Here is a 24688-nt window from a genome sequence, read left to right as displayed (position 1 = left end):
CTTATCCTCCATTATTTTTTATATTTTAATAATATCTAGCTGTTAAGTGATTGTATCCATTTGCTATAGTAGAGGCTATTATTATTTGAAGTTCTGCATCCATGCTTCCATCTTCGTTAATACATCCTTTGTAACCACCAATCATCATTTCTACATATTCTAATGTTCCTATTACCTTTTCCATAGCTGGGAAGTGTACTATTAAGTTACCTTGACCACAAGAAACCAAAGCATCTGCTTCTTTTGTTGCATCAGCAACAGACTGACTCTTACCATCCCTACCAGGAAATTCATCAGTTATTAATACTACATCAGCTCCAGCATCTGTACATTTTTTACAGTTCATCATAAGATCTGTGTCTGGGTTTCCATATCCTTCTTCAGTTATAAGTACACCATCTGCACCTATAAACTCAATAAGTTTTGCAACCATATCAGAACTTCTCTCTTTATCCATTAAGAATACATTTTCATTAGTTAATATTACACCAACAAAGTTTATATCTTTTCCATGTCTCTTATATAAATCTTCAATAACTGGGTTATTTAAGTGATGGAAAGTAGTTACCTTATCACAAGGAGCAACACAGTTACCAGATATTATTGCACCATCCATTATTTCTGTAGGATACATAAAAGTAGGTACCATTTCTTTAGCATCTACTCCGTAGTAGTAAGTATCATGTAATAACCCTTGAGATTGAAGCATATGTATATATGCTACTGTAGGTAAATCAGGGTATTGTTTTACTTGTTGAAGTAATGGTTTAGTTTCATAAGTTACTATCTCATCTGGCTCAACTGCTCTACCAGCTTCTCCTATGTAAGTAGCAACTTTTAACCCTGCAAGTCTTGTTGCTTTTTCATAATCATGTGTTTCTAATCCTTCTCTTGGCTCAACTACTATACATAAGCTGTTAGTTTGTGAAAAAGGAGTATACTTAGCAGTAGGACCACTCATGTCTATTATACCTTCTTGAAAACCTACAATACTTCCGCAAGTAATAACATTTGAACCAACTAGCGCATGAGTTCTTCCATTTCCAACAGTTTTTACTTTATTTATAACACCAGGGAATATTTCACCATCTCCACTTACCTTAACCCTTGGCTCAATAACATCTTTTACTGGAGCTATTCTTATTGATTCACCTGGTCTAGCTAATTCTACCTTTACTCCTACAAACTTTTCATCTTCTAAGACGATTTTTTCTACATCTTCTTTATTAACGTATAGAGTTGAGTTTTTTACTTCTGTTTGCTGTCCAAACTGAATATCCTTGATAAATATTTTGCCTAGTTCCAACTTCATATAATGTACCTCCTTATAGACTTTTGCCTTATATAACTAGCATTAACTATGCCAAAAAACTAATAATTGTAATTTCAATATAGAAATTACCAATACAAACCCTATAATATAAAGGTTTTTTCAATAAATAAAAGTTAAAAATAAAATAAAAAAAGATAAACAATAAATAGAATCGTTTATCTCTTTTATAAGTATCCATTAATTGAGAAGTTTTTTTCCCACTTTAGTATGAAATTTTCTTCTCACACGCTATATAATCTATATGAATATTGTTATCTAATATTATATTCGGTTATTTTGTTAGTTAGTTGCCTTCTACTAATATCTAATTTTTTAGCTGCTTGAGAAATATTATTCCCACATGATAATAAAGCTTTTTCTATGTACTCGCATTCAAACTCTTTTCTTATCTCTCTAAGCGGTCTGATACTTTCTTTCTCAGGTGTTTTATGAATATTAGTTATTACTGGTAGCCCCCTGTTTGTTATCCTTTTACCATCGCTTAGTACTACTAATCTACTTATAATATTTTTTAATTCTCTTATGTTTCCTGGATAGTCATAGTTTAATAAAAATCCCATAACGTCATCATCAACAGATGTTATATCTTTATTAAATTCTTTTTTATATTTATTTAAGAAAAACTGAATTAGATCATCTAAATCTTCTTTTCTTTCCCTAAGTGGTGGTATTGTAAGTACGATTGTGCTTATTCTATAAAAGAAATCTTCCCTCATTGTCCCGCCTAAGATTTCATCTTTTGGATTTTTATTAGTTGCGCTGATAAGTCTAAAGTCTACTTCAAAAGGTTTGTTGCTCCCAAGTCTTTCTACTACCTTATTTTCTAATGTTCTAAGAAGCTTTACCTGAACTCCTAAAGAAACATCTCCTACTTCATCTAAAAATAAAGTTCCACCACTTGCCAACTCAAATCTACCTTTTCTAGATTCATAAGCACCTGTGAAAGATCCTTTTTCGTGACCAAATAACTCTGACTCTAAAAGATTGTCTGAAAAAGAGCAACAGTTTATTGCTACATACTGATTATCCTTTCTCATACTATTTTCATGTATAAATCTTGCAAAAACATCTTTTCCTACACCTGACTCCCCAAGTAATAGAATATTAACATTACTTTTTGCAGCAGTTTTAGCAAGTTCTATAGTTTGAGCAAATTTTTTATTTTTAGTATTTAAAGTGTATTTTCCATTGTTGTTTAATTCTTTTTCTTTAGTTACTATTGTATTTATTTTTTCTAACTCTTCTAATAAACTTTCAACTGAACTACCTTTAATAAAATAATAATATGCTCCTTTTTTCATTGCCTCTACAGCGTTCTCAATACTTCCATATCCTGTTACCATTATTACTCTAATATTTTTATCTAACTTCTGTATTTCTTCAAGTAGTTCTACACCATTCATATTATTCATAATAAGATCAGATAAAACTACATCATATTTTTTATTACTTTTAAGTATTTTTAAAGCTTCTTGACCACTATGAGCAACATCTGCTATATGTCCTTTTTTCTTGAGTATTTTTTTCATTACTTCACTATATTGTGCTTCATCATCAACTATTAATATCCTCATAATATTTAACCTTCTCCCTATTTATTGGAAGCTTAACATGAAAACAAGTTCCAACTTTTTCATTACTTTCAACATTTATTTCTCCATTTTGTTTTGTAACAAGGTTATAAACGATGTATAGACCAAGGCCAGTCCCTTCCCCTACTGGTTTTGTAGTATAGAATGGATCAAAAATATTATCAATATCTTTAGCTCTTATTCCTTTTCCATCATCTTTAATATCTATATACAAATAATCACCTTTGACATAACAATCAATTATAATAACTCCATGGTGACTAACTGCATCTATTGAGTTAGATAATAAATTTGTTAATATATGATTTAGTAACTCTACGTTTATAGATAATACTATTTCACTACAATTTATAGATACATTTATGTTTTTGATTAATATACTATTTTTTTCTCGATCTAATAAATTAGTTATAAATTCGCGTAGGTTTAGCTCATACTCCAAATCACTAGTTAATTTACCAAAACTCAATAGATTGGTTACTATATTGCTAGCTCTGTCTACATTTGACTCTATCTCTTTAACGTACTCATTTTTTTCATCTATACTAATATCATCATCTTTAAGTAGATAACAATAATTACGAATTATACCTAGAGGGTTACGAACTTCATGAGCAACTCCAGATGCAAGCTGGCCAATAGCTGCCATTTTACTATCTCTAATTAATTGATTCTCTACCTTCTTTAATTCTTCTGATTTTTCTTTTATCTCTTTCTTTAATATATATGTGCTTCCAGAAATAATGTATATTGAAACTAACATGGCAATAAACAATATATATACAATTTTAGGTTGTGGGTTTTGATATATTATTGAATTAATATCACTACATTCATATTTCCATTTATCTATTATACTATCGTACACGCCTGTTTTTTCTAGCTGAAAAATGCCCTTATTTAAAATCTTTACTAAAGTTTCTTGACCTTTTGGAACTGCTAAACATGCTTTTTTCATATAAATTGGATCACTTAGTACAGTGTATTCCCTTCCAAGATCCAATTGTTTAATGTAGTGATTTAATACAGGTTCATCACCAACTACAGCATCTACTTTCCCATCTAATAAGTACTCTACAGATGTTTTAACGTCAGGAGTTAATTCAATATCGATGTCATTAACTCTACTATTCAAAAACTCAATTGAGTAGTCACCTTCTATTATGGCTACATTTTTTCCTTTTAGGTCATTATAGTTATTAATACTTTTATTGTTTTTTTCTTTTAAAATATTTCCATTTAATGAATATAATGGGTCTGTAAAAAGATAATCTTTAGATCTATCTTCTGATTTTATTAAATCAAAAAAATCAATAGAATTGTTTGATAAATCATCTAATGATTCCCTCCACCAGTCATGCTTTTGAAAATCAATTTTCTGCCCAATAGTAATTGATAAAGAATTGATTATATCTACTGCTATACCCTTATATTGATTGTCATTAGCATCTTCATATCTTAACGGTGGTGATGTCTGGTCTGAACCAAAAACTAAGGTACCATTTTCAACAAGCCATTGTTTTTCTTTTGACGTTATTGGTTTTGCTTTTTCAATGAATTCTTTTAAACTAGTGTTATATTCAAGTTTTACATATATACTAAAAACTATGGTTGTAACAAGAAGTGAATAAATTATTCCAATAATAATTACGTTTCGTTTCCTCATTATTTACTCCTTTAATCATAAATATATATTATTAAATTCTACATTAAATTACAAAATCCTCCAGTACTAACGAGTTGCTATTAAGCACTCTCTCATAAATCTTTACTGTTATAATAAAAATAAATCCCAGGCTCACTAGAGCGTGGGATTTTGTATAATAATTTTATTCTCTATTCTCTTTTAAAACCTCTTGAAGTGAAATTTTACTAATTTTCCTCTTAGCTGAGTTACTTCCTATGGCAAATATAATTATCATAATGACAAACCCAACAACACCATGCCAAATCTCAAATTCAAATGGCATAATCATATTAAATTCACTTGCTAAGTATTTAACTCCATATCCTAGACCAAATACAGTCAAAGGTATGCTTATCAAATATGAAATCACTGAATATACTAAATAGCTATTTAACAACATTGAATTTACTTCTTTTTTAGAGTATCCCATTACTTTTAATAATGATATTGAGTAATAATTATCTTCTATTGTCATAGTCGTAAGTACATATAATACTATTACAGCAATTAATACTGCCGTCCCTATCATTGTGTATACTGCTATCTTTACAAAACCTTGCATAGACTTTGTTTGTTCTAAAATATCACCTTTATTTGTAACCATTAAGTAGTCATCTTTATCAAGCTCATCCTTTGAGTATACACCTGTATAGAAGTCATCTTGATCAATATAATCAAATAGTTTATCACTAGTCATTATATTGCTTAACTTAATCCTATCCATATAAACCTTAACCCCTGAATACTCATTAGAAATTCCTACTACTTTATCTTCGAATTCCTTATCATTTATAATAATTTTTATGTTATCTCCAACTTTTACTCCATATGTTAAGCTAAAGCTTTTATTTATAATAATGCCTTCTTCTAGCTTATCAGTAATAGTATTACCCTCTTTATTAAATAACTTATGAAGATTGTTATCATTATCTAATCCAACTATAGTTATATTATCATCATTGTATATTCCATTAGGTAAGCTTATAAACTTCTCATCTTTAGAATTAAGTTTTGGATATTCTTTTGACATATCAACAATACCTTCATATACATAATCTATCGAATTATAATAATCAACACTAATCTTATCAAAGAAATTAACCATCATAAGACTCATTATTATAAGCATTGAAGATAATGATATGCCTAAGAAGAATACTAAGAATTTATTAGTATTTGATAATATAAATGAGTATTTAAACTTAGTCTGTGGCTTTGATTTTTTTAGTATTTTACTAGCCAACTTAGTTAGTATTCCTACCTTACCACTTTCATTAGATTTTATTAAATTAATAGCTCTCTTAGAAAGCATCTTATTTATAAGAATAGTTGATAAACCAATTATTACTATAAATGGAACTCCTATCGCTACTATTAATACACTTAAGTTTGGTTTAATCTCTCCCATTGGTATTAAGTAAAATTCCAAATACATTTCACTCATAGATGGAGCTGCAAACATTGCACCTATATATCCTATAATTAATAAAGGTAGAGATATCATACTAAGAATAATTATATAAGGCTTTAGTATTTCTTTGCTAGAATAGCCAAGGGCTTTTAAAACTCCTATTTGTGCTCTTTCATTTTTTACTATTCTGTAAGTTATCATAAGCACAATTAACACAGCGATTGTACTAATGCTTACGCTTATACCTATAGTCATCATCTTTCCACCCTTTAACTCCTCATATATAGCACCACTTCTTATTTGATTTTTAGTAAGCACTATACTTGTTATATAATCTAAATCCTTATTATCCTTATATGTATTTACTACTTTTTTATTAAAATCTTCTAAACTTTCTTTATTTTTACATACTGCAGATAGATAGAAACCTTCTTTTCCTTTTATCTTTTCATACTCACTGTCATTAACAAGCCCTAAGGTAATCTTAGAATTATCAATATTAAAATCTGTTCCACTTATAGGAAGTGTGTTATCAGGAAATAGCACAAACCCTGTAATAGTATAATTTTTGTTATCTATCTTTATACTATCACCTATTTTTAAGTTATTTTTTTTAGCATATATTTTTGTTATAGCTATTTCATCATCATTTTTAGGCTTATTTCCTTCTTCGATAAATGATTTATTAATATTTTTATTATCTTTGTATAAAGTAATTTTGTTGCTTACAGTATTATTTTTAAAGTTAATTTCTTTAAATGATCTATTTTCTAATTCAAATTCATCATAGGCTTTTTCAAAAGATTTAATCCTATTTCCTATAATCTTATTATATAAATTTTCATCTAAATTCTTTATATCACTTAATGAATAAACCATCATGTTCATTTTTTCTTCATTATTTAGTTTATTAATATCAGAGTCAGTTAATCCATTTATCATACCTATTGAAAAATCTTCTTGATTAGTATTTTCTATAAATTTTTCTAGAGGTATCTTTAAACTATCTATAGCATAAAACATAGTAGTATATAAAAATGAACTCATTGCAATTATTATGCCTATAGCTAAAAGCTGTAGTTTTTTCTTTTTAAAGGTGTTTAAAGTGTTTTTAAATAGAATTTTTACCCCCATTTTATTTCACTTACCTTTCTTTTTTCTGTATTTATGATTTCCTCAACGATTTTACCTGAATTCATCTTAATAACTCTATCTGCCATAAGTGCTATATTTTGATTGTGAGTTATAACCACAGTTGTAGTTTTAAACTTATTATTTAGGTTTTGTATCAACTCTAAAACTTGTTTTCCTGTTTCTTCATCCAAAGCTCCTGTTGGCTCATCACAAAACATTATCTTTGGATTTTTTGCCACGCTTCTAGCTATGGATACTCTTTGTTGTTGACCTCCACTTAGTTGGTATGGATATTTATCCATTTGTTCTGTCATACTTACAGCTTCTAGAACTTCATCTATATTAAGAGGATTAACTCCAATACTTGATCCTAGCTCTATATTTTCTTTTACCGTAAGATTTTGAAGGAGATTATATTGTTGGAAAATAAATCCTAGGTTATCTCTTCTAAATTTTGTTAATTTGTCTTCATTATAATCACTTATTTTTTTATCATCACAGTATATTTCACCACTGCTAGGTGTATCAAGCCCACTTATTACATTTAGCATAGTACTTTTTCCACTACCACTAGGTCCTAATATCACTAAAAATTCTCCATCTTTAATTTCTAGATTTATATTTTTTAAGGCTACTGTTTCTATTTCCCTTGTTCTATAAACTTTTTCTACATTGATTAGTTTTATGGACATAACCTAATCTCCTTTTCTTTAATTAATACATCTTATAGATTATTATAATATATAAACTAAATTCAGAGTAATATAGTTTTGGTAATCTTCACTTGGAATATATGTCATCAATGTGTGAGGTTTTAAGTTTGCTTCACAATCAAACACCTCCAATAATCCACAGAGATATCAAGCCTGAAAATATAGTTATAAGTAATGACAATGTTATAAAAATAATTGATTTTGATAAATCAATAATATATAAAACAGGTGAAAATCTTGATACTACCTTATTAGGTACAAAAGGATATACCTCACCTGAGCAATTTGGATTTGAGCAATCTGATGGTAGAAGTGACATTTATGCTATGGGGGTAATGATGAATGTACTAACAACAGGTAAACATTTCAAGGAATTTTTAAGTAATTCTAAATTAAGAAACGTAATATTAAAATGTACGGAAATATCTCCAAAAGATAGATACGAAAATGTAGATAAACTAAAATATGATTTAGATCTTTTACTTTTTAAAGAAAATAACCCTTTTGAGAAAAAAGAAATTCCAAATTCTAAGTCTAATCCAAAATCAAATACAATTATTCCAGGCTTTAGAACTAAAAACAAAATCAATATGACTTTAGCTACATTATTTTATTTGACTTTGAGTACAGGGTTGTTTGCTTTTACTAGCATGTCATCTTTTATTGCTAATGTAATACTTATTGTCATGGCTCTTATGTATGTATGTTTATTTGCTAATTTTAAGGATATAAATGAAAAATTACCACTTGTAAATAGCGGTAATAAAGTCACTAGAGTTTTTGGTTTTTCTCTATATTCATTTATAATATTTATTTCTTTAGGATATTTATTAACTTTATTTTCATAAATTCTTATTTGTATACTACTAGCATACCAACTAAGAATTAGCCTTCACTATAATAAGAGTATAATAATTATTAAATTTTGGAGGTTATATTTATGAAAAAAATAATATTAGGTGTAATAATAGGTTTTATAGTAGTTATAGGTGGCTGTGCTGCTTTTATTAGCGCAGGTGTTTCTTCAGTAGACCAAGCTATTAAAGATACTGAAAATGAAATATCTAAGAATGATGAATCTGTAAATGAAATGGCTAAAAATATTAACTGGGAAGTTACAAAAACTGATTTTAGTACTTCTATAGTTGGTATATTTGAAAATACAAGTGATGAAGTTATTGATTATATAGAATTTGATTACAAGCTATTTGGTAGTGATGGTACTGTTGTAGGAAGTTCTTTTACTAATGAATCTGGTATAAGTCCAGGAGAGAAAAGAAAAGTTGAAATTTTATGTATAAAAGATGATTTTGATAAATTTGAAATAACTGCAAAGTCTAGCGTATTCTAATTATACAATACATCTACTTTGTGAAGTGATGTGTTATTATAAAGTTCATCTGGTAGTTCTTTTTATCTTTGCAGCACCCATTAATAACTCCCCATTTATTCATTTTTTTCCAATATGTGTATAAATAGAGTATTATTATATTATACCATCCTTAAGGGGCTAAATGAAAACATCCAAATAAAAATGTTATTTGGATTTTAAATTTGTTAACTATGTATGAGTTAAATATATATTTGTATGGAGGAACTATTATTATGAGAGAAGAATCAAAATTATTTCTAGAGAAACTTATCAAGACACCTTCACCATCTGGCAATGAAATAGAATTACAAAAATTATGGATGGAATATGTTAAAGATTTTGCACACAAAATTGAAACTGATGTTGTTGGTAATGTTATAGCATCTGTAAATCCCGATAAACAATTCAAGGTTATGCTAGCTGGCCACTGCGATGAAATTGCTTATATGGTAAACTACATTGATGACAGCGGATACTTATATGTTGCTAAAGCTGGTGGTATAAATCCTAAGTTAGCTCTTGGAAATAGGGTTAGAGTTTTAACTAAAAGTGGAGTTTTAAAAGGTGTAGTTGGTGTTAGAGCTGAACATCAAGGTGGTGCTAAGGATAATATAGAAGCTAAAGATCTATTTATAGATTGTGGCGCTAATAATAAAGAAGAAATGGAAAAGCTTGTTTCTATTGGTGATTATATAATATATGATGTTGACTATGAGTATATGCTAAATGATACTTTTGTTGGTCGTGGTCTAGACAATAGAACTGGTGCATTTATAGTTGCTGAAGTTCTTAGAAAAGTATCTGATAAGGGTCCTAATGTGGCTGTTTATGCTGTAAGTACTGTTAATGAGGAAACAAATATGGGTGGAGCTTATTTTGCCGCTAGCCATATAAATCCAACTATGGGTATTGCTTGCGATGTATCTTTTGCTACAGATTATCCAGGAATAGATCCAAGAGAGAGTGGTTATTGTACACTTGGAAATGGGCCTATATTATCTAAAGGAGCTCCAATAAGTTCTAAAATTAATGAAATTTTAGAAAAAGCTGCAAAGGAAAATAGTATTGAGATACAGTACGAACTTACTCCAAGAAATACTGGTACAGATGCTGATAAAATAAGATTAACTGGTAAAGGTGTACCCGTTGCGCTTGTTTCACTACCACTTAGATATATGCATGCGCCTTGTGAGACTGCAAATCTTAATGATATAGAAAATGAAATTGAATTATTGGTTCAAACTATCTTAAGTATGAGTGGAGAAGAAAACTTAAATCCACTTCAATAAATTTAGTTAATAATTATGTTTAATAAATATTAAAGGTCTAAGAATAAACTTAGACCTTCAACTTCTTACTTATTATTTTTATATTTCTTATTAATTAAATTAAAAATATATTTTAATCCATTCCTATTATTTTAAATTCTTTATTTCTTAATATCTCAATTAAATCTTTATCTGACGTGATTTTTTTATCTGTACATATACCTGTTGTACACATATCCTCTTTTTGATGTACATCACTTCCACCTGTAGCTATCAGTCTAAGGTTCTCTTTATAAACATCATATGTCAGATCATTATGGTTATTATGTCTTGGATTTTGATTAAATACTTCTAGCCCATGTAGAAAGTTTATATCCACTAAATTACTACCTCTTTCTCTATAAGGGTGAGCCTGAATAATGATAGCTTTATCCTTGAACTTATTATAAAATTCCTTTAGCTCCATTTCTATCATCCACTCATTTTCAAAGAAATCATCTTTTTCAAATCCGTATACCAAAAAATCATTTGTACTACTATTAAAACTAATCTCCATTCCTAAACCTATATAAAAATCCTTATCTTTGCAATAATCAATAGCTCTATCATAACTGTAAAAGAATTCTTTGGTTTTCTCTTTCCATTCTTCTCTCCTACATTTTCTGTAGTAACCCTTTCTCATATGGTCTGTAATAACTAATCCAGAGTAACCTTTTTCTATATATTTGTCTATTATTTCCTCTATACTAAGACGTGCACAAGGACTAACTTCTTTTGTATGTACATGTAAGTCATATTTGAACTTCATATTTATGCTCCTTATTTTAAGTATATACACTTCATATTAAAACAAAGCTGTAATCTTGTAAACCTAATTTCTATACTAAACACAAATATCCTTTGCATATTCAAAAATCTAATTACATATTATTTAATGAAATATATTGTACTTAAAGAGTTTAAATTTGAATTTTATAAAGTATCAATTATTAATTTATTACTTACATTAAAATCATAAATAAAGTAAAGGAGGTTTACTATCACATGAGAGAAATGAGATGCCCCGTTACTGGAAGAACCATGAACTCTGTATCAGGAGTAGGAGCAACAAATAAGGATTGGTGGCCTAACCTACTAAACCTAAACATTCTTCATCAAAACTCAAACTTAAGTAATCCAATGGGATGTAAATTTGATTATGCTAAAGAATTTGAAAAACTTGATTATTATGCACTAAAACAAGACTTATATGATTTGATGACAGATTCAAAGGATTGGTGGCCAGCAGACTTTGGTCACTATGGACCACTATTTATTCGTATGGCATGGCATAGTGCAGGAACATACAGAATAGGTGATGGTCGAGGTGGTGCAGGAGATGGACTCCAAAGGTTTCCACCATTAAATAGTTGGCCTGATAATGTTAATTTAGATAAAGCTCGTCGATTAATTTGGCCAATTAAACAAAAATATGGTAATAAAATTTCTTGGGCAGATCTTATGATATTAACTGGTAATTGTGCCCTTGAGTCAATGGGACTTAAGACCTTTGGATTTGGTGGTGGACGTGAGGATGTTTGGGAGCCACAAGAAATATACTGGGGTTCACAAACTCAGTGGCTTGGAAATAATAAAAACTATAATAATGATACATTTGAAAATCCTCTTGCAGCTGTACAAATGGGATTAATTTATGTAAATCCAGAAGGACCTGATGGAAAACCTGATCCAATGGGCTCTGCAAAAGATATTAGAGAGACATTTTCACGCATGGCTATGAATGACGAAGAAACTGTTGCACTTATAGCTGGTGGTCATACATTTGGTAAATGTCACGGAGCCGCTCCTGCAACATATGTTGGGCCTGCACCTGAAGCTGCTAGCATTGAACAACAAGGTCTTGGTTGGAAAAATAGTTATAAAAGTGGTAAAGGTATTGATACTATCAGTAGCGGTATTGAGGGAGCTTGGAAACCAAATCCTACAAAGTGGACTATGGGATATTTTGAAATGTTGTTTAAATACCAATGGGAGTTAGTTAAGAGTCCTGCTGGTGCCTATCAGTGGTTGGCTAAAGATGTGGATGACAAAGATATGATAATAGATGCACATGACCCATCAATAAAGCATCGACCTATGATGACAACAGCTGATTTAGGTATTCTCTATGATCCTGTATATAATAAAATTGCTAAAGACTATCTAAATAATCCTGATAAATTCACTAATGACTTTGCACGTGCTTGGTTCAAATTAACACATCGTGATATGGGTCCAATTTCTAGATATCTTGGTCCAGAAGTTCCTACAGAAAAACTTATATGGCAAGACCCTATACCTGAAGTTGACTATAAATTAATTAATAAAGATGATATTGAGTATCTTAAAAAGAAAATCTCAGAGTCTCGATTGTCAGTACCTGAACTTGTAACTACAGCTTGGGCATCTGCATCAACTTTTAGATGCTCTGATAAACGCGGTGGCGCAAATGGTGCTAGAATTCGCCTTGAACCACAAAATTCTTGGGAAGTTAATGAACCTGAAAAGTTAAATAAAGTTTTACAAGTTCTTGAAAAAATACAGTCAGACTTTAACTCTTTACAGACAAAAGGAAATGATCTATCTCAAGTAAAACCTAAGAAGGTATCTTTAGCAGATATAATTGTTCTTTCTGGATGTGTAGGCATTGAACAAGCCGCAAGAAAATCCGGCTATAAAATTACCGTACCTTTCACTGCTGGACGTAGTGATGCATTACAAGAAGAAACTGATATTAATTCATTTGCCGTACTTGAGCCAAAAGCAGATGGATTTAGAAACTATCTTAAATCAGATTACTCAAGTCGTCCTGAGGAATTATTAATTGACCGTTCACAACTTTTAACTTTAACTGCTCCTGAAATGACTGCTTTATTAGGTGGTATGCGTGTATTAAATGCAAACCATAAACAATCTCAACTTGGTGTTTTTACATATAAACCAGAATCTCTTTCAAATGATTTCTTTATAAATCTTTTAGATATGGATACTGTATGGGAGCCTACTTCTTCTAATGAACAAATATTTGAGGGACGAGACAGATCTACAAAAAAATTAAAGTGGATGGGAACTCGAGCTGACCTTATCTTCGGATCTAATTCTCAACTTCGTGCTATTGCAGAAGTATATGCAAGTAAAGACTCTGAGATTAAATTTATAAAGGACTTTGTCTCTGCTTGGAATAAAGTAATGAATGCAGATCGTTTTGATGCAGATTTAAACAGTAAGCAAGGACGTCACTGTAACTGTTAGTCTATATATTGAATAACTTAATATCTTTATGAAGGAAAAATGATAGCAAAGGTTTAGTGAGAATTCACTACTACCACGCTATCATTTTTTACTAGTTATTATAACTATAATAATATTTAATTTTTTAAATTTTAACTTAAATAATTATCCAGTAGAATTCATTCTGATATAATTTTCATATATCCACAATAAGTCAACTAAGTATGACTTTCTCAGGAAATGCTATGTTTCTAGAGATATTCCACATTTTATCAATATATTCCGTAGTATACACCTGCTCAATATAATGATAGTAGTAAGATGCTTTATCACTAAGTTCATAAATATTTCCATTTTTCTTTACATACCCTAACTTCTCAGCAATCCAAAACTCAAATCCATACATATCCTTTAGAGACTTCCCTACTATATTTTCAAATTTTTCACTATCTATTTTCATACTATAAGCACTCCAAAATAGATAATATACAGCTCGTTGTCTAGGTGTAAAATCTAGAGTCAAGGATGTTGGAAGTTTTTCTTCTTCTACTCGTTTTATATACTCCTCAATAGAAAAGGTATTAACCTTAAATTTATCCTTTAAAAGGGTAGTTGCTGATACTCCAAATCCTAAAAAAGTATCTCTAGTAATAGAAGAATATTTATCAGTATTCTTCTTGGCAAAAGTCCATACAGAGCTACGTTCCACACCCATTTCTTCACATAAATTACTTAAATATTTAAGCATCTCCTTTTTTGTACTATGTGATAAAGGTTTATAAGCATTATTTGCAAAAGTAAAATCAATAAATGGATATGTAGAAATCTGTGTAGCTCCATATTCAAAAGCTGTATAAATATCATTTTTCAAAATCATCTCAGTCTGACCTGGTATAGCAAATATCAAATCAATATCTACTACTTTAAAATTTGCCTCTCTTACTATTTTTAGCTTCTCTTTAAAGTCTACACTACTTCTACCAATCTTTTTTAAACAACTTTCATCAAAGGATTGCATCCCCAAACTAACCATAGTAATACCAATTTTCTTTAGCTTTTCTAAATTAGAATATGTAATATCCTCAGGATGAAGCTCAACACCTATTCCATCTGTAATTTCAAAGTACTCACCTAGCCTACAGATAATTTCTTCCAAACTATCTATCATCAAAGTTGGAGTTCCTCCCCCAAAGTAAAGACTTGTTACCTTCTTCTTTTTATTGTCTGTTTTTCCTACTAGTTCAATTTCCTGAAGAAGTGCTTCCTTATATTTCAAGGCTAAGTCTTTGTCATATATTACTTTACAATAAGGACAAAATGAACACAAAGACCTACAAAATGGAATATGTACATAAAGGCCTAAGTCCTGCAAGTTTTCGAATTCTAGCTTATTTTCATATTTTCCCTCAAATGTAAAAGGCTTTAAAGAGCGTGTCAAATAAATTCTCATCATTGATGTAAGTAACATTAGCCATTCCCCCTTAAATATATTTAGTATAAGTAGTTACCATCTCCCAAATAACTTTTATATTTCCTCCAAATAACAACGTATATTCTGCCACAAAAAAATAACCACACTTATCACATAATCCTGGTATATCAATACATCTTCCACAAATAGACTCTTTACCATTTTCCATAACTACACATTGATAGCAAGGTACTTTAAAGTTATTGTTTATTAAATAAGGAAAAGCACTCTTTAAATTGAATATAGGGTATCCCTCTTTCATTAAAGTCTCAATCTCATTGCAACATGCTTCTTTATCTTCAGGTGTTAAGCTTAAATACTCTGTTCCTGGGTAAGGTGTATGGAAATTAAAAGATACTGCCCTAATATTTTTACTATCTCTAGCAAGGGTGCAAGTATTTCTTATACCTTTTTTGTTAATCTGATTTATAGCCATATACAAACAAATATTGTCTGATGTAGCTTCTTCTACATTAGATAATATATTATCGTAAGTATCTCCTCGTATTTCATTGTGGCACTCTCTTCCTCCGTCTATGCTTAACAAGATAAGATCTGCCTCTGGTAAATCAATCTTAAGCGTTCCATTCGTAACTATGTTAACTATTAAAAAACCCATCTCTTTAGCTTCTATTACAAGGTCTCTTAACTCATATCCACTATCTTGCCATAAAAAAGTTTCTCCTCCACAAAAGAACAATATTCTAATTCCCTGATTGTATAGAATTGTCATTTCCTCTTTAATCGTCCTATATGGATGAATTTTACCAGTAATATTATTAACTGCACAATGTTTACACTGAAGATTACATTTATCTGTCAGTATAATAGTGCCTAAGATAGGTTTCTTTCTTCTAAATAAAATGGTACTAACCCCAAATAACGAAAGCTTTGTCAAATAACTTATCTTCATAGACACCCCCCTTTTAACTATCTCTTATATTTTATATATATTATAACAAAATCCCTAAATATAAGCGATGTTAATAAAACATAATAACTCGCTCTCAATGGTTTTATACCCAAATATTTTTATACCTAAAAAGACCACGCTAACTATTTATTAGCATGGTCTTTTAAACATTTAGTAGGATCTAAGTTAATATTTAACCATTTTCCATCTTTACCCATTCTAAACTGAGCTATCTCTATATCATAGCCATTAGTTAGCTGATAATACAGTATCATATACTCATTTCCATCAGTTCCTAAAAACTTTACCTTCTTTTTATATCCATCCAGCTCTATAGGGTGCTTTTCCTTTATAAGCTTACACCAATCTCCATACCTAATATCTGTAGAAAGCACAGCATCCCATTTCCAGCTATGATATGGTGCACATAGATAATTTTCTCCACTATATTCTATATCACTTATTTTATAAACTCCGTCTTCCTCAGCTAGATATACATATCCATAATAGTATGCAAACATTCCCATACCTTTTGGTGAGCCTTGTATTGTTTCTAATTCTATAAAATATTTCACATCATTTGGATGTTCTTTATCTGTTTGTACTTCATCTAGTTTTATTAAATTAATATGTAGTATATCTTCAAAAGATTTTATGAAGCTTTTGTATGTATGTTTTTCTTTATAAGTTTTTGTGAAATAGTTATATGCATAGGGATAAGGTTCTTTAGCCTCTCCTAAAGTTCCACATCCTGTGTAAGACTCTGATGTTGATGTTGGGTTTGCTGCTTCTCTTAGAGTTGAAAAATAATTTATTATTGCTTCTTCTGAGGTTTTTAGAAGTTCTTTTGATATGTTTATATCCTTAGGGTTACTTTTATTATAATCAAAGCTAATAGTGTTAGTATTTAATATTGGTAATTTTGATGGTCTAAAAAACCTATCATAATCTTTGCTATAATCTATATCTTCTACTTCAACATCCTCTTTATCATTTTCACAGGATATAATAACTTCTCTCCCACCCATTATTATATTACTTTTGGAACTCATTTTATTGTTAATGTTTTTTATGTTAAAAGCTATAGCAGTTAAAGTTATTACTATAATAACTAAATATATGTACTTCTTTTTCAAAATCATCACTCTATATAGTTCCCCCTTAGCTTAGTACTTGAAAATAGGTTTAATTCAAAAGCAACTTCTACTTTGATATCATCAAATTCTTTGATAACAGCAATTTAATAATAACCTCCTTTTATAACTATTTAAATACTATACTAAAATTTATACTTATCTTTCTCGTAAGTTATACTTAACTATTAAAATTCACAAAAAAGTTTTATAATTAGTTATAATAATTATAGTTAATATAAATAGGAAAACATTCCCACACTAAGATTCCCTACTTATTTTTTTAGAATATTTCATAATAACTATTCCATCTTCAACTGCATAATACTGAAGTGATAAATCAATCTTTGGATTATTTTCTAAAAATAACTTTCTACCCTTTCCTAAAATAGTAGGTATTATTCCTATAATATATTCATCGATAATATCATTTTTTAAAAAGCTATCAATCAGAACTCCACCACCGAATAAATATATATTTTTACCGTCAGCTCTTAAGTCACATATAATCTTACATATATCTTCACCTACAAAGTGGTAGTTTTCATAATCCTCCATCTCTTTAGAAGTAGCTATATAAACATCTTTACCTTCATAGTCTTTATGCATTCCTTGATCATAACAATTCCTTCCCATAACCACAACATCAATATCTTCTAAAAACTTGCCATGATCCCATTTGTTATCAGTATCTAATGAAGAATTACTATCGCCAGCTATCCACTCATATCCACCATTTTCATCTGCTATATATCCATCTAAACTTATTGCTAAATTTAATATTATTTTTCCATTCATATATTAATCCTCCATATGTAATATCTATATTTTATCTCGTTTTCTTCTTTTATACCCTTATATTATAAGATTCAACTTAAAATACCCCCTTCAAGTTGATATATTTTGTAATTTAATCTATCAACTTGAAGGGGGTTGTAGCTTATTATTGTGAATAACGCAGTAATTAGAATAACTTAATAAGTTCTTCTAACTCCTGTGATAAAGTTCTTGCTAATTCAAAATCCATATTTATTAAAGCCCTTGCAATTTTTGTTTCAACAGTCTTTTTCTTTTCTTCTATTTCTAAATAATCTTTATCAAAGTGGTTAGCATAAATCATTCTTCTAAACTTTTTCATACTAACTTTTCTAATAGTCTTATCTTCAATCAATAAAACATAATCCATACAATTACTTATAAACTGATAATCATGAGATATCATTAAAACAGCACCATTATAATCTTCTATAGCTTCCTCAAGTGCCATTTGAGAATAAGTATCTAGGTGGCTAGTCGGCTCATCAAAAAGCAACATATTAGCTTTACTAGATGAAACCTTAGCTAGTTGTAGAATATTCTTTTCTCCTCCAGATAAAGATTCTATCTTTTGTTTAATGAACTCTGATCCAAAACCATATTTTGATATATATGACCTAATCTCCCCGTAAGTTTCAAATCCTGCGTCGTAAAACTCTTGAAGTATAGTATTAGACTCATTTAATACCTCACCTTGCATCTGTGATAAATATGCAACTTCAATATTATTATTTATTTCAATAGAGTCATTATTATTTATATATATTGATTTTAATAAAGTCGTTTTCCCAACACCATTTGTACCAACAATAGCTACTTTATCATTAGACTTAATCTCAAAGTTAACATTTTTTAAAAGCACTTCATCAAATGCTATACTAAGATCTTTAACTTTTAAGGCAACAGTTTCTTCTATTTCATTATCAGTAGTTAATCTAATGTAAGGTTTCTTTATATCTACGAATGGAGCTTTTATTCTACGAGCCTCTAATCTTTCTTGTATTTTAACTCTAGCTTTTAATGCTCTACCGTTAGATGCTTCTGCATTATAAGTTGCCCTTTCTCTTAATCTTTCTATTCTTATCTCATTTTTTGCTATTTCTTCATCATCAGCAGCTGATAATTCTTGTAATTCAATTTTAGTTTGAAGTAGCGATAGATTATAATCAATGTATCTCCCATCAAACTCTTGAAGCTCTGTATTTTCAAGATGTATAATCTTGTTAAAGCAATGATTTAGTAAGAATCTATTATGAGTAATAACTAATATTGTTTTTTTGTGAGAGTTAATTAGATTTTTAAGAGCATTTAAGTTTTCAAAATCTAAAAATACATCTGGCTCGTCCATAACCATTAAGTCAGGATTATTTAACATTTCTTTTATTACTTGTATAAGCTTAAACTCCCCACCACTAAGTTCAGATATCATTTTATCTTTATGCTTACTTAGGTTTGCAAGATTTAATTTTTTATTTATGTTGCTTTCATAATCATCACCATCTATTGCATCAAATGCATCTAAAGCTTCTTGGTAATTTTCTAGTAAAGTATCAATGTCTGATGATGTTTCCATTTCAGTACATATAGATGCGATTTTTTCTTGTAGCTTTATAAATTCTTCTGCTATATATTCGAATACTGTAGTTTCTTTACTTTTATCTCTCTGTGAAAACTGGCTTACATACCCGATTTTACAGCTTGGATCCATTTCTAATTTACCATCATAAACGTATCTTTCTGGGTCCATAATTATATCTATTAGTGTACTTTTTCCGCTACCACTTGCTCCTATAAATGCACAGTGTTGACCTTCTTCTAATGTAAATGAAATATTGTTGTATAGGTCTTTTTGCGGAAATGAGTAGGACATGCTGTCTATTTTTATCATATGATTTTACCTCTCTTTATGCGTAAAAAAAAGCCTATAAATATAAGCTCTTCAATATATAATCAATTGATTTGATTATATATGTATTAACGACATTTTTTTGGATTTACTGTTGATATCATAACATTTTTTTCGACATTTTTCAATCGTTTTATATTTTAGTGGATGTGTTGATTACTATTTTAAAGTTATTTAATTTTACTAATATTCATATGTAAAAATGAGTATTATTTCCTACTAGGAGATATTATTCACGATATTTAAAAAGGTATTATCTTCTTATGTTAGATAATACCCTCTTTATTTCTCTGTAATATATACAGAAAGCATATTAAATTTTTATAAATTTTCTTCAACAGCTTTTTGTGCCATTGCTATAGCACCTTCTCTTGTTTTATTACCACATATAAATAGTGCTGGATGGCAGAATATACACTCTTTTATACCAGTGTGATTTGATAATTCGTCTTCTCTTAATCCACCCCATGTTTTTGGTAGATTCTTTCTAGCAACAAAACTATTTGCTTCTTTAGGCACTGTTTGAGTACACCATGATCCTGTTATATCTTGATATACTACGAATAGTACATGTTCTTTTTCATCAATTTCAATTACAGTATCTTTCCATGGAACTGACTTTTCTAATATTAAAATATGAGACTGCTCTACATTTTGTTTTTCAAGTTCATCTTTAACCAGTCTTTGGTTATCATAGTTATCTGCGTATATCTTTGTTGTTTTATATAATATTTGTTTTGCAAAAGCTACTGCTTCAAAGAAGCCTTCTTCTAACTCTACTTCCCCTCCTCGAGTAGGTATAAAAGTATTTATGATATCACAAAGTGTCATAACTGGAACTTGGCTAGTCATAACATCTACACCATTATCTTGTGCATCAATTTGTTGAATAAATATAGTATCTACCTTTTCAACTACTCCTTGTTGCTCGCTTGTGTCTGTTAATTCTGGGAATTTTTTATTTATATAATCTAATGCAAAATCTTGCCATAGTAAACCAAATCCACAGTAAGGTATTCCGTTTTCTCTTTTTTTCTTATCAACATGGTGATGATCATACTTTCCATTTCCTACATCAGATACAATATCACATTCTTGTAATTTACTTTCGTCTCTTGTTCTTATTATTTCTAAATCTTCATATATAGATTGCATAAGTGCTACGCCGAATACATCATCTGCATGAAATATGCCGTTATGAACTGCCATTTTTTTCATTTTTATGTACCTCTTCTTTCTGATATAAAAGTATTGTTATTTTTCGTTTACTTACTATTTTTATCAAATAGTTTTTTATTATGTTAATAAAATTTCTAGGGAATATATTTAAATGGTACCATTGTTTATTTAATGAATCAATTTTTTGTTTTTTATTAATGTTTTCTCCTCCATATAGATGTGACACCGTTATCTATCAACCAAAGCATCATCATAAAACTTATCAAACGAAATGATATCATCTCACCAAATCCACCATCAAGTATGCCATCCTCTAATATTATTACTAATTTGTGGTTTTATTTTAACTTACTTAATAACTCTTCATCTACACCTGTTATGAATTTTGGATTTATTAGTGTAGCATTTATTCCTGAAGATTTTAATTTAAATTATACTTTATTTCCTAAATGGGAGAACGATACAAGACCTATTATTGCTACGATATTTTCTTTTCTTCCTGTAAGTATTTACATGCATATGATTGGTGCAACACATCGTATACAAACTTACCTACTGGTGAGTTAAATATATAATGAAGAGTTATAGTTGCTTCTACCTTAACTAAGTTTAGACCAAAGTGTCCTCCTGTCGTACTAACTTTACTTATCAATATCTCCCTGATTTCTGTAGATAATAAATTCATTTCATTTTACTTATGCTTTATATATTAAATTCCCATCATTTTTGCAAGATTTATTGTAAGCATTTTCCATGCTCTTTCAAAGTCCAATCCGTCTCTAACCTCTTCCCCTATACGATGATAAAGTGATTCTTCACTCAAAATAAGTGAATCTGTTATTCTATTTACGTAATACCTGACTGTCAATTTATTCACGCAATTGTCATAGAGAGTTTTCCCCTATTATTCTACTTTAATCTTCATAGTCGTACAAATACAATAATCGTCTCACAGAGTAAAATTATTTATGTTAATTATCTGTTCATAAACTATATATTTCTCCATTATCATTGACAGTTTTACAATAAAGTTATAATATCAATAGGATTATAGTTTTTTATAATACATAGAAAATTATTTCCATTTTAAAACTGTTAATAAATATAATTGTTTATATTTTGATAATAATAAAAATAAAATAAAGGATGATTAAAAATGACAGAACAAAATTTAAGCTTGATTGATGAAGTTAAAAGAAGAAGAACTTTTGCAATCATTTCCCATCCCGATGCAGGAAAAACTACATTAACTGAAAAGTTTCTATTATATGGTGGTGCAATTCGTGAAGCAGGATCAGTTAAATCTAGAAGATCTCAAAAACATGCAGTATCTGACTGGATGGAAATTGAAAAACAAAGAGGTATATCTGTTGCATCAAGTGTTCTTCAATTTGAATATAATAACTTTTGCATAAACATACTTGACACTCCAGGGCACCAAGATTTCAGTGAGGATACTTACAGAACCCTTATGGCGGCAGACAGTGCAGTAATGGTTATTGACTCTGCTAAAGGGGTTGAGGATCAGACAAAGAAATTATTCCAAGTTTGTAAAATGAGAGGAATACCAATTTTCACTTTTATCAATAAAATGGACCGTCAAGGAAAAGATCCATTTGAATTACTTGAAGATATTGAAAATGTCTTAGGAATTCGTTCTTGTCCAGTAAACTGGCCAATTGGTTCTGGTAAAGAATTTAAAGGTGTATATAACCGTCATAAAAATCAAGTTGAAGTATTTAATGATGGTAATCATGGACAAGCTATTGCTAATTCTATAACTGGAGAAGTTTCTGATGAGAAATTCAAGACTTTACTTGGTGATGCCCTTCATGAAAAACTACTAGAGGATGTAGAACTTTTAGATATTGCTGGAGATAATTTTGATTTAGACACAATATTAAGTGGTGAATTAACACCTGTATTTTTCGGAAGTGCCCTTACTAACTTTGGTGTAGAGCCATTTTTAGAGTCATTCCTAGAAATAACATCATCACCAAGTCCTCGTAGCAGTAACTTAGGTGATATTGATCCTGCGTCAGACAATTTCTCAGGATTTATATTCAAAATTCAAGCTAATATGGATAAAAATCATCGAGATAGAATTGCGTTTCTTAGAATTTGCTCTGGTAAATTCGAAAAGGGTATGACAGTAAATCATGTTCAAAGAAAAAAGAAAGTTAAGCTTTCACAACCTCAACAGTTTGTAGCTCAAGACCGTGTTATAATTGATACAGCTTATCCAGGTGATATTATAGGTATACATGACCCAGGTATATTTAATATCGGTGATACATTAAGTGAAAAACAATCAAATTTACAATACACTGGTATACCACAATTTGCGCCTGAACATTTTGCTAGATTATCTACTAAGAATGCCCTTAAAAGAAAGCAATTTGTAAAAGGTCTTACACAGTTATCAGAAGAAGGTGCTATACAGGTATTCAATCAACCTAATTTTGGTATGGAAGAGCTTATTGTCGGTGTTGTTGGTGTTCTTCAGTTTGAAGTTTTAGAATATCGTCTAAAACAAGAATATGGTGTTGATATAATAATGAACCCACTACCTTACTGCCATGTACGTTGGATTGAGAATGATATTTCTAAATATGGTAAGCTTTCAATGCCAATGGATACATTACTAGTTGAAGATAAAGATAGAAATCCTGTAGTGTTATTCCAAAATGAATGGACTATTAGAACTTTAACTGAAAGAAATGAAGGTATAGTTTTGAAAGAAACTTCTTTATAAGAAATTAATATTAATCCCCCTAAGTCTGTATTAGACATAGGGGGATTAATATTTATATGTATTAATAATATTTTATATTTCAAATACTTTTCAATTTTAAATTTAAATTTATCATCACTAGGAAAATTTATTATTAAATTGTGATACCTAGGATGTGTACATTCTAATAAATAACTAATTAGCCTATATACGCTATAAATTATACACTTAAATTTGGTACAAATTACTTTCCATCTCAATACAATAATATATAGTACAAAACTTCCTGGAGGTGACTCACATGAGTGAAATTGTAAAAGTCACTGACTTATGTCAGACCTTTTACACAAAAGACGGCGAACTTGAAGTTCTAAAAGACATCAACTTTACACTTAACGAAGGACAAATCCTAACCCTACTTGGCCCATCAGGCTCAGGAAAATCAACAATCCTAAATATACTAACAAAACTACTAAAACCAACTAGTGGTGATGTAATAATAAATGGAAATATCGGATATATGTTTCAAAAAGACCATCTACTAGAGTGGCGAAATATAATGGACAATATAACTATCGGCCTTGAAATACAAAATAACAAAGACCCAAAAGCTATAGAGCGAGTAGAAAACTTGCTCAAAACTTACGGTCTATGGGAATATAGAAACATGTATCCAAAAGAACTATCAGGAGGTATGAGACAAAGAGTTGCACTTATTCGTACTCTTGCCGTAAATCCTGATGTGCTTTTACTTGA

20 protein-coding genes are annotated in these 24688 nt (G+C 29.6%); 6 read left to right on the top strand and 14 right to left on the bottom strand.

All coding sequences use genetic code 11. The annotated features are described in order from the left end of the window. Positions 1-25: 25 nt before the first annotated feature. The 5 genes from grdG to ACI48P_RS08405 form a co-directional block, all read right to left on the bottom strand. Positions 26-1312 (bottom strand): sarcosine reductase complex component B subunit alpha, encoded by a 1287-nt coding sequence (gene grdG, locus ACI48P_RS08425; protein ID WP_475214855.1) that lies wholly within the window; start codon positions 1310-1312, stop codon positions 26-28. A 272-nt stretch (positions 1313-1584) separates the two neighbouring features. Beyond that, a complete protein-coding gene (locus tag ACI48P_RS08420; protein ID WP_475215036.1) occupies positions 1585-2907 on the bottom strand; it encodes a sigma-54-dependent transcriptional regulator in 1323 nt (440 codons plus the stop codon). After that, complete coding sequence (locus tag ACI48P_RS08415; protein WP_475214853.1) at positions 2888-4591, bottom strand: ATP-binding protein; 1704 nt, start codon at positions 4589-4591, stop codon at positions 2888-2890. Before ACI48P_RS08415 ends, ACI48P_RS08420 begins: the two co-directional genes overlap by 20 nt. Before the next feature lie 163 nt (positions 4592-4754). Beyond that, a complete protein-coding gene (locus tag ACI48P_RS08410) occupies positions 4755-7157 on the bottom strand; it encodes an ABC transporter permease (RefSeq protein ID WP_475214852.1) in 2403 nt (800 codons plus the stop codon). Next, a complete protein-coding gene (locus ACI48P_RS08405; protein ID WP_475214851.1) occupies positions 7148-7849 on the bottom strand; it encodes an ABC transporter ATP-binding protein in 702 nt (233 codons plus the stop codon). Before ACI48P_RS08405 ends, ACI48P_RS08410 begins: the two co-directional genes overlap by 10 nt. Before the next feature lie 101 nt (positions 7850-7950). On the opposite strand from ACI48P_RS08405, the gene ACI48P_RS08400 reads away from it, so the two are divergent. The 3 genes from ACI48P_RS08400 (at position 7951) to ACI48P_RS08390 (ending at position 10531) form a co-directional block, all read left to right on the top strand. Continuing rightward, positions 7951-8718, top strand: a complete 768-nt coding sequence (locus tag ACI48P_RS08400; RefSeq protein ID WP_475215032.1) for a protein kinase domain-containing protein — start codon at positions 7951-7953, stop codon at positions 8716-8718. Positions 8719-8810: 92 nt separating this feature from the next. Next, positions 8811-9221: an FxLYD domain-containing protein gene (locus ACI48P_RS08395; RefSeq protein WP_475214850.1), complete on the top strand. Its 411-nt coding sequence runs from the start codon at positions 8811-8813 to the stop codon at positions 9219-9221. A gap of 254 nt (positions 9222-9475) precedes the next feature. Beyond that, the gene (locus ACI48P_RS08390) at positions 9476-10531 is read left to right on the top strand and encodes a M20/M25/M40 family metallo-hydrolase (RefSeq protein WP_475214849.1); all 1056 of its coding nucleotides are present in this window, start codon (positions 9476-9478) and stop codon (positions 10529-10531) included. Between the two features lie 112 nt (positions 10532-10643). Here ACI48P_RS08390 and ACI48P_RS08385 read toward each other — a convergent pair whose 3' ends face one another. After that, entirely contained in the window at positions 10644-11318 is a 675-nt protein-coding gene (locus ACI48P_RS08385) for a PHP domain-containing protein (RefSeq protein WP_475214848.1), read from the bottom strand. Between the two features lie 236 nt (positions 11319-11554). Between ACI48P_RS08385 and katG the strand changes: the two genes are divergently transcribed. Next, positions 11555-13801: a catalase/peroxidase HPI gene (gene katG, locus ACI48P_RS08380; RefSeq protein WP_475214847.1), complete on the top strand. Its 2247-nt coding sequence runs from the start codon at positions 11555-11557 to the stop codon at positions 13799-13801. Positions 13802-13994: 193 nt separating this feature from the next. On the opposite strand, the gene ACI48P_RS08375 is transcribed toward katG, so the two are convergent. From ACI48P_RS08375 to ACI48P_RS08340, 8 genes are all read right to left on the bottom strand, one after another. Continuing rightward, complete coding sequence (locus ACI48P_RS08375; RefSeq protein ID WP_475214846.1) at positions 13995-15248, bottom strand: coproporphyrinogen-III oxidase family protein; 1254 nt, start codon at positions 15246-15248, stop codon at positions 13995-13997. A 13-nt stretch (positions 15249-15261) separates the two neighbouring features. After that, positions 15262-16164 (bottom strand): radical SAM protein, encoded by a 903-nt coding sequence (locus ACI48P_RS08370; RefSeq protein ID WP_475214845.1) that lies wholly within the window; start codon positions 16162-16164, stop codon positions 15262-15264. A 143-nt stretch (positions 16165-16307) separates the two neighbouring features. After that, on the bottom strand, positions 16308-17309 hold the full coding sequence (locus ACI48P_RS08365; protein ID WP_475214844.1) for a hypothetical protein: 1002 nt from the start codon (positions 17307-17309) through the stop codon (positions 16308-16310). 249 nt (positions 17310-17558) lie between these two features. Further along, positions 17559-18095, bottom strand: coding sequence for a dihydrofolate reductase family protein (locus tag ACI48P_RS08360; protein ID WP_475214843.1), 537 nt, complete (start codon positions 18093-18095; stop codon positions 17559-17561). Positions 18096-18261: 166 nt separating this feature from the next. Then, complete coding sequence (locus ACI48P_RS08355) at positions 18262-20001, bottom strand: ABC-F family ATP-binding cassette domain-containing protein (protein ID WP_475214842.1); 1740 nt, start codon at positions 19999-20001, stop codon at positions 18262-18264. Positions 20002-20340: 339 nt separating this feature from the next. Then, positions 20341-21237, bottom strand: coding sequence for an MYG1 family protein (locus ACI48P_RS08350; protein ID WP_475214841.1), 897 nt, complete (start codon positions 21235-21237; stop codon positions 20341-20343). A 439-nt stretch (positions 21238-21676) separates the two neighbouring features. Then, positions 21677-21850: a 1-deoxy-D-xylulose-5-phosphate synthase N-terminal domain-containing protein gene (locus ACI48P_RS08345; RefSeq protein WP_475214840.1), complete on the bottom strand. Its 174-nt coding sequence runs from the start codon at positions 21848-21850 to the stop codon at positions 21677-21679. 57 nt (positions 21851-21907) lie between these two features. Next, complete coding sequence (locus tag ACI48P_RS08340) at positions 21908-22066, bottom strand: hypothetical protein (RefSeq protein WP_475214839.1); 159 nt, start codon at positions 22064-22066, stop codon at positions 21908-21910. A 288-nt stretch (positions 22067-22354) separates the two neighbouring features. On the opposite strand from ACI48P_RS08340, the gene ACI48P_RS08335 reads away from it, so the two are divergent. Together ACI48P_RS08335 and ACI48P_RS08330 are read left to right on the top strand one after the other, a co-directional pair. Continuing rightward, positions 22355-23953 (top strand): peptide chain release factor 3, encoded by a 1599-nt coding sequence (locus ACI48P_RS08335; protein ID WP_475214838.1) that lies wholly within the window; start codon positions 22355-22357, stop codon positions 23951-23953. A gap of 280 nt (positions 23954-24233) precedes the next feature. Then, the coding region (locus ACI48P_RS08330) for an ABC transporter ATP-binding protein (RefSeq protein ID WP_475215035.1) at positions 24234-24688 on the top strand (455 nt) is incomplete at its 3' end.

Source organism: Romboutsia sp. LXY-2 (genome assembly GCF_056171995.1).
This window is presented reverse-complemented; position numbering and strand designations above follow the sequence as displayed.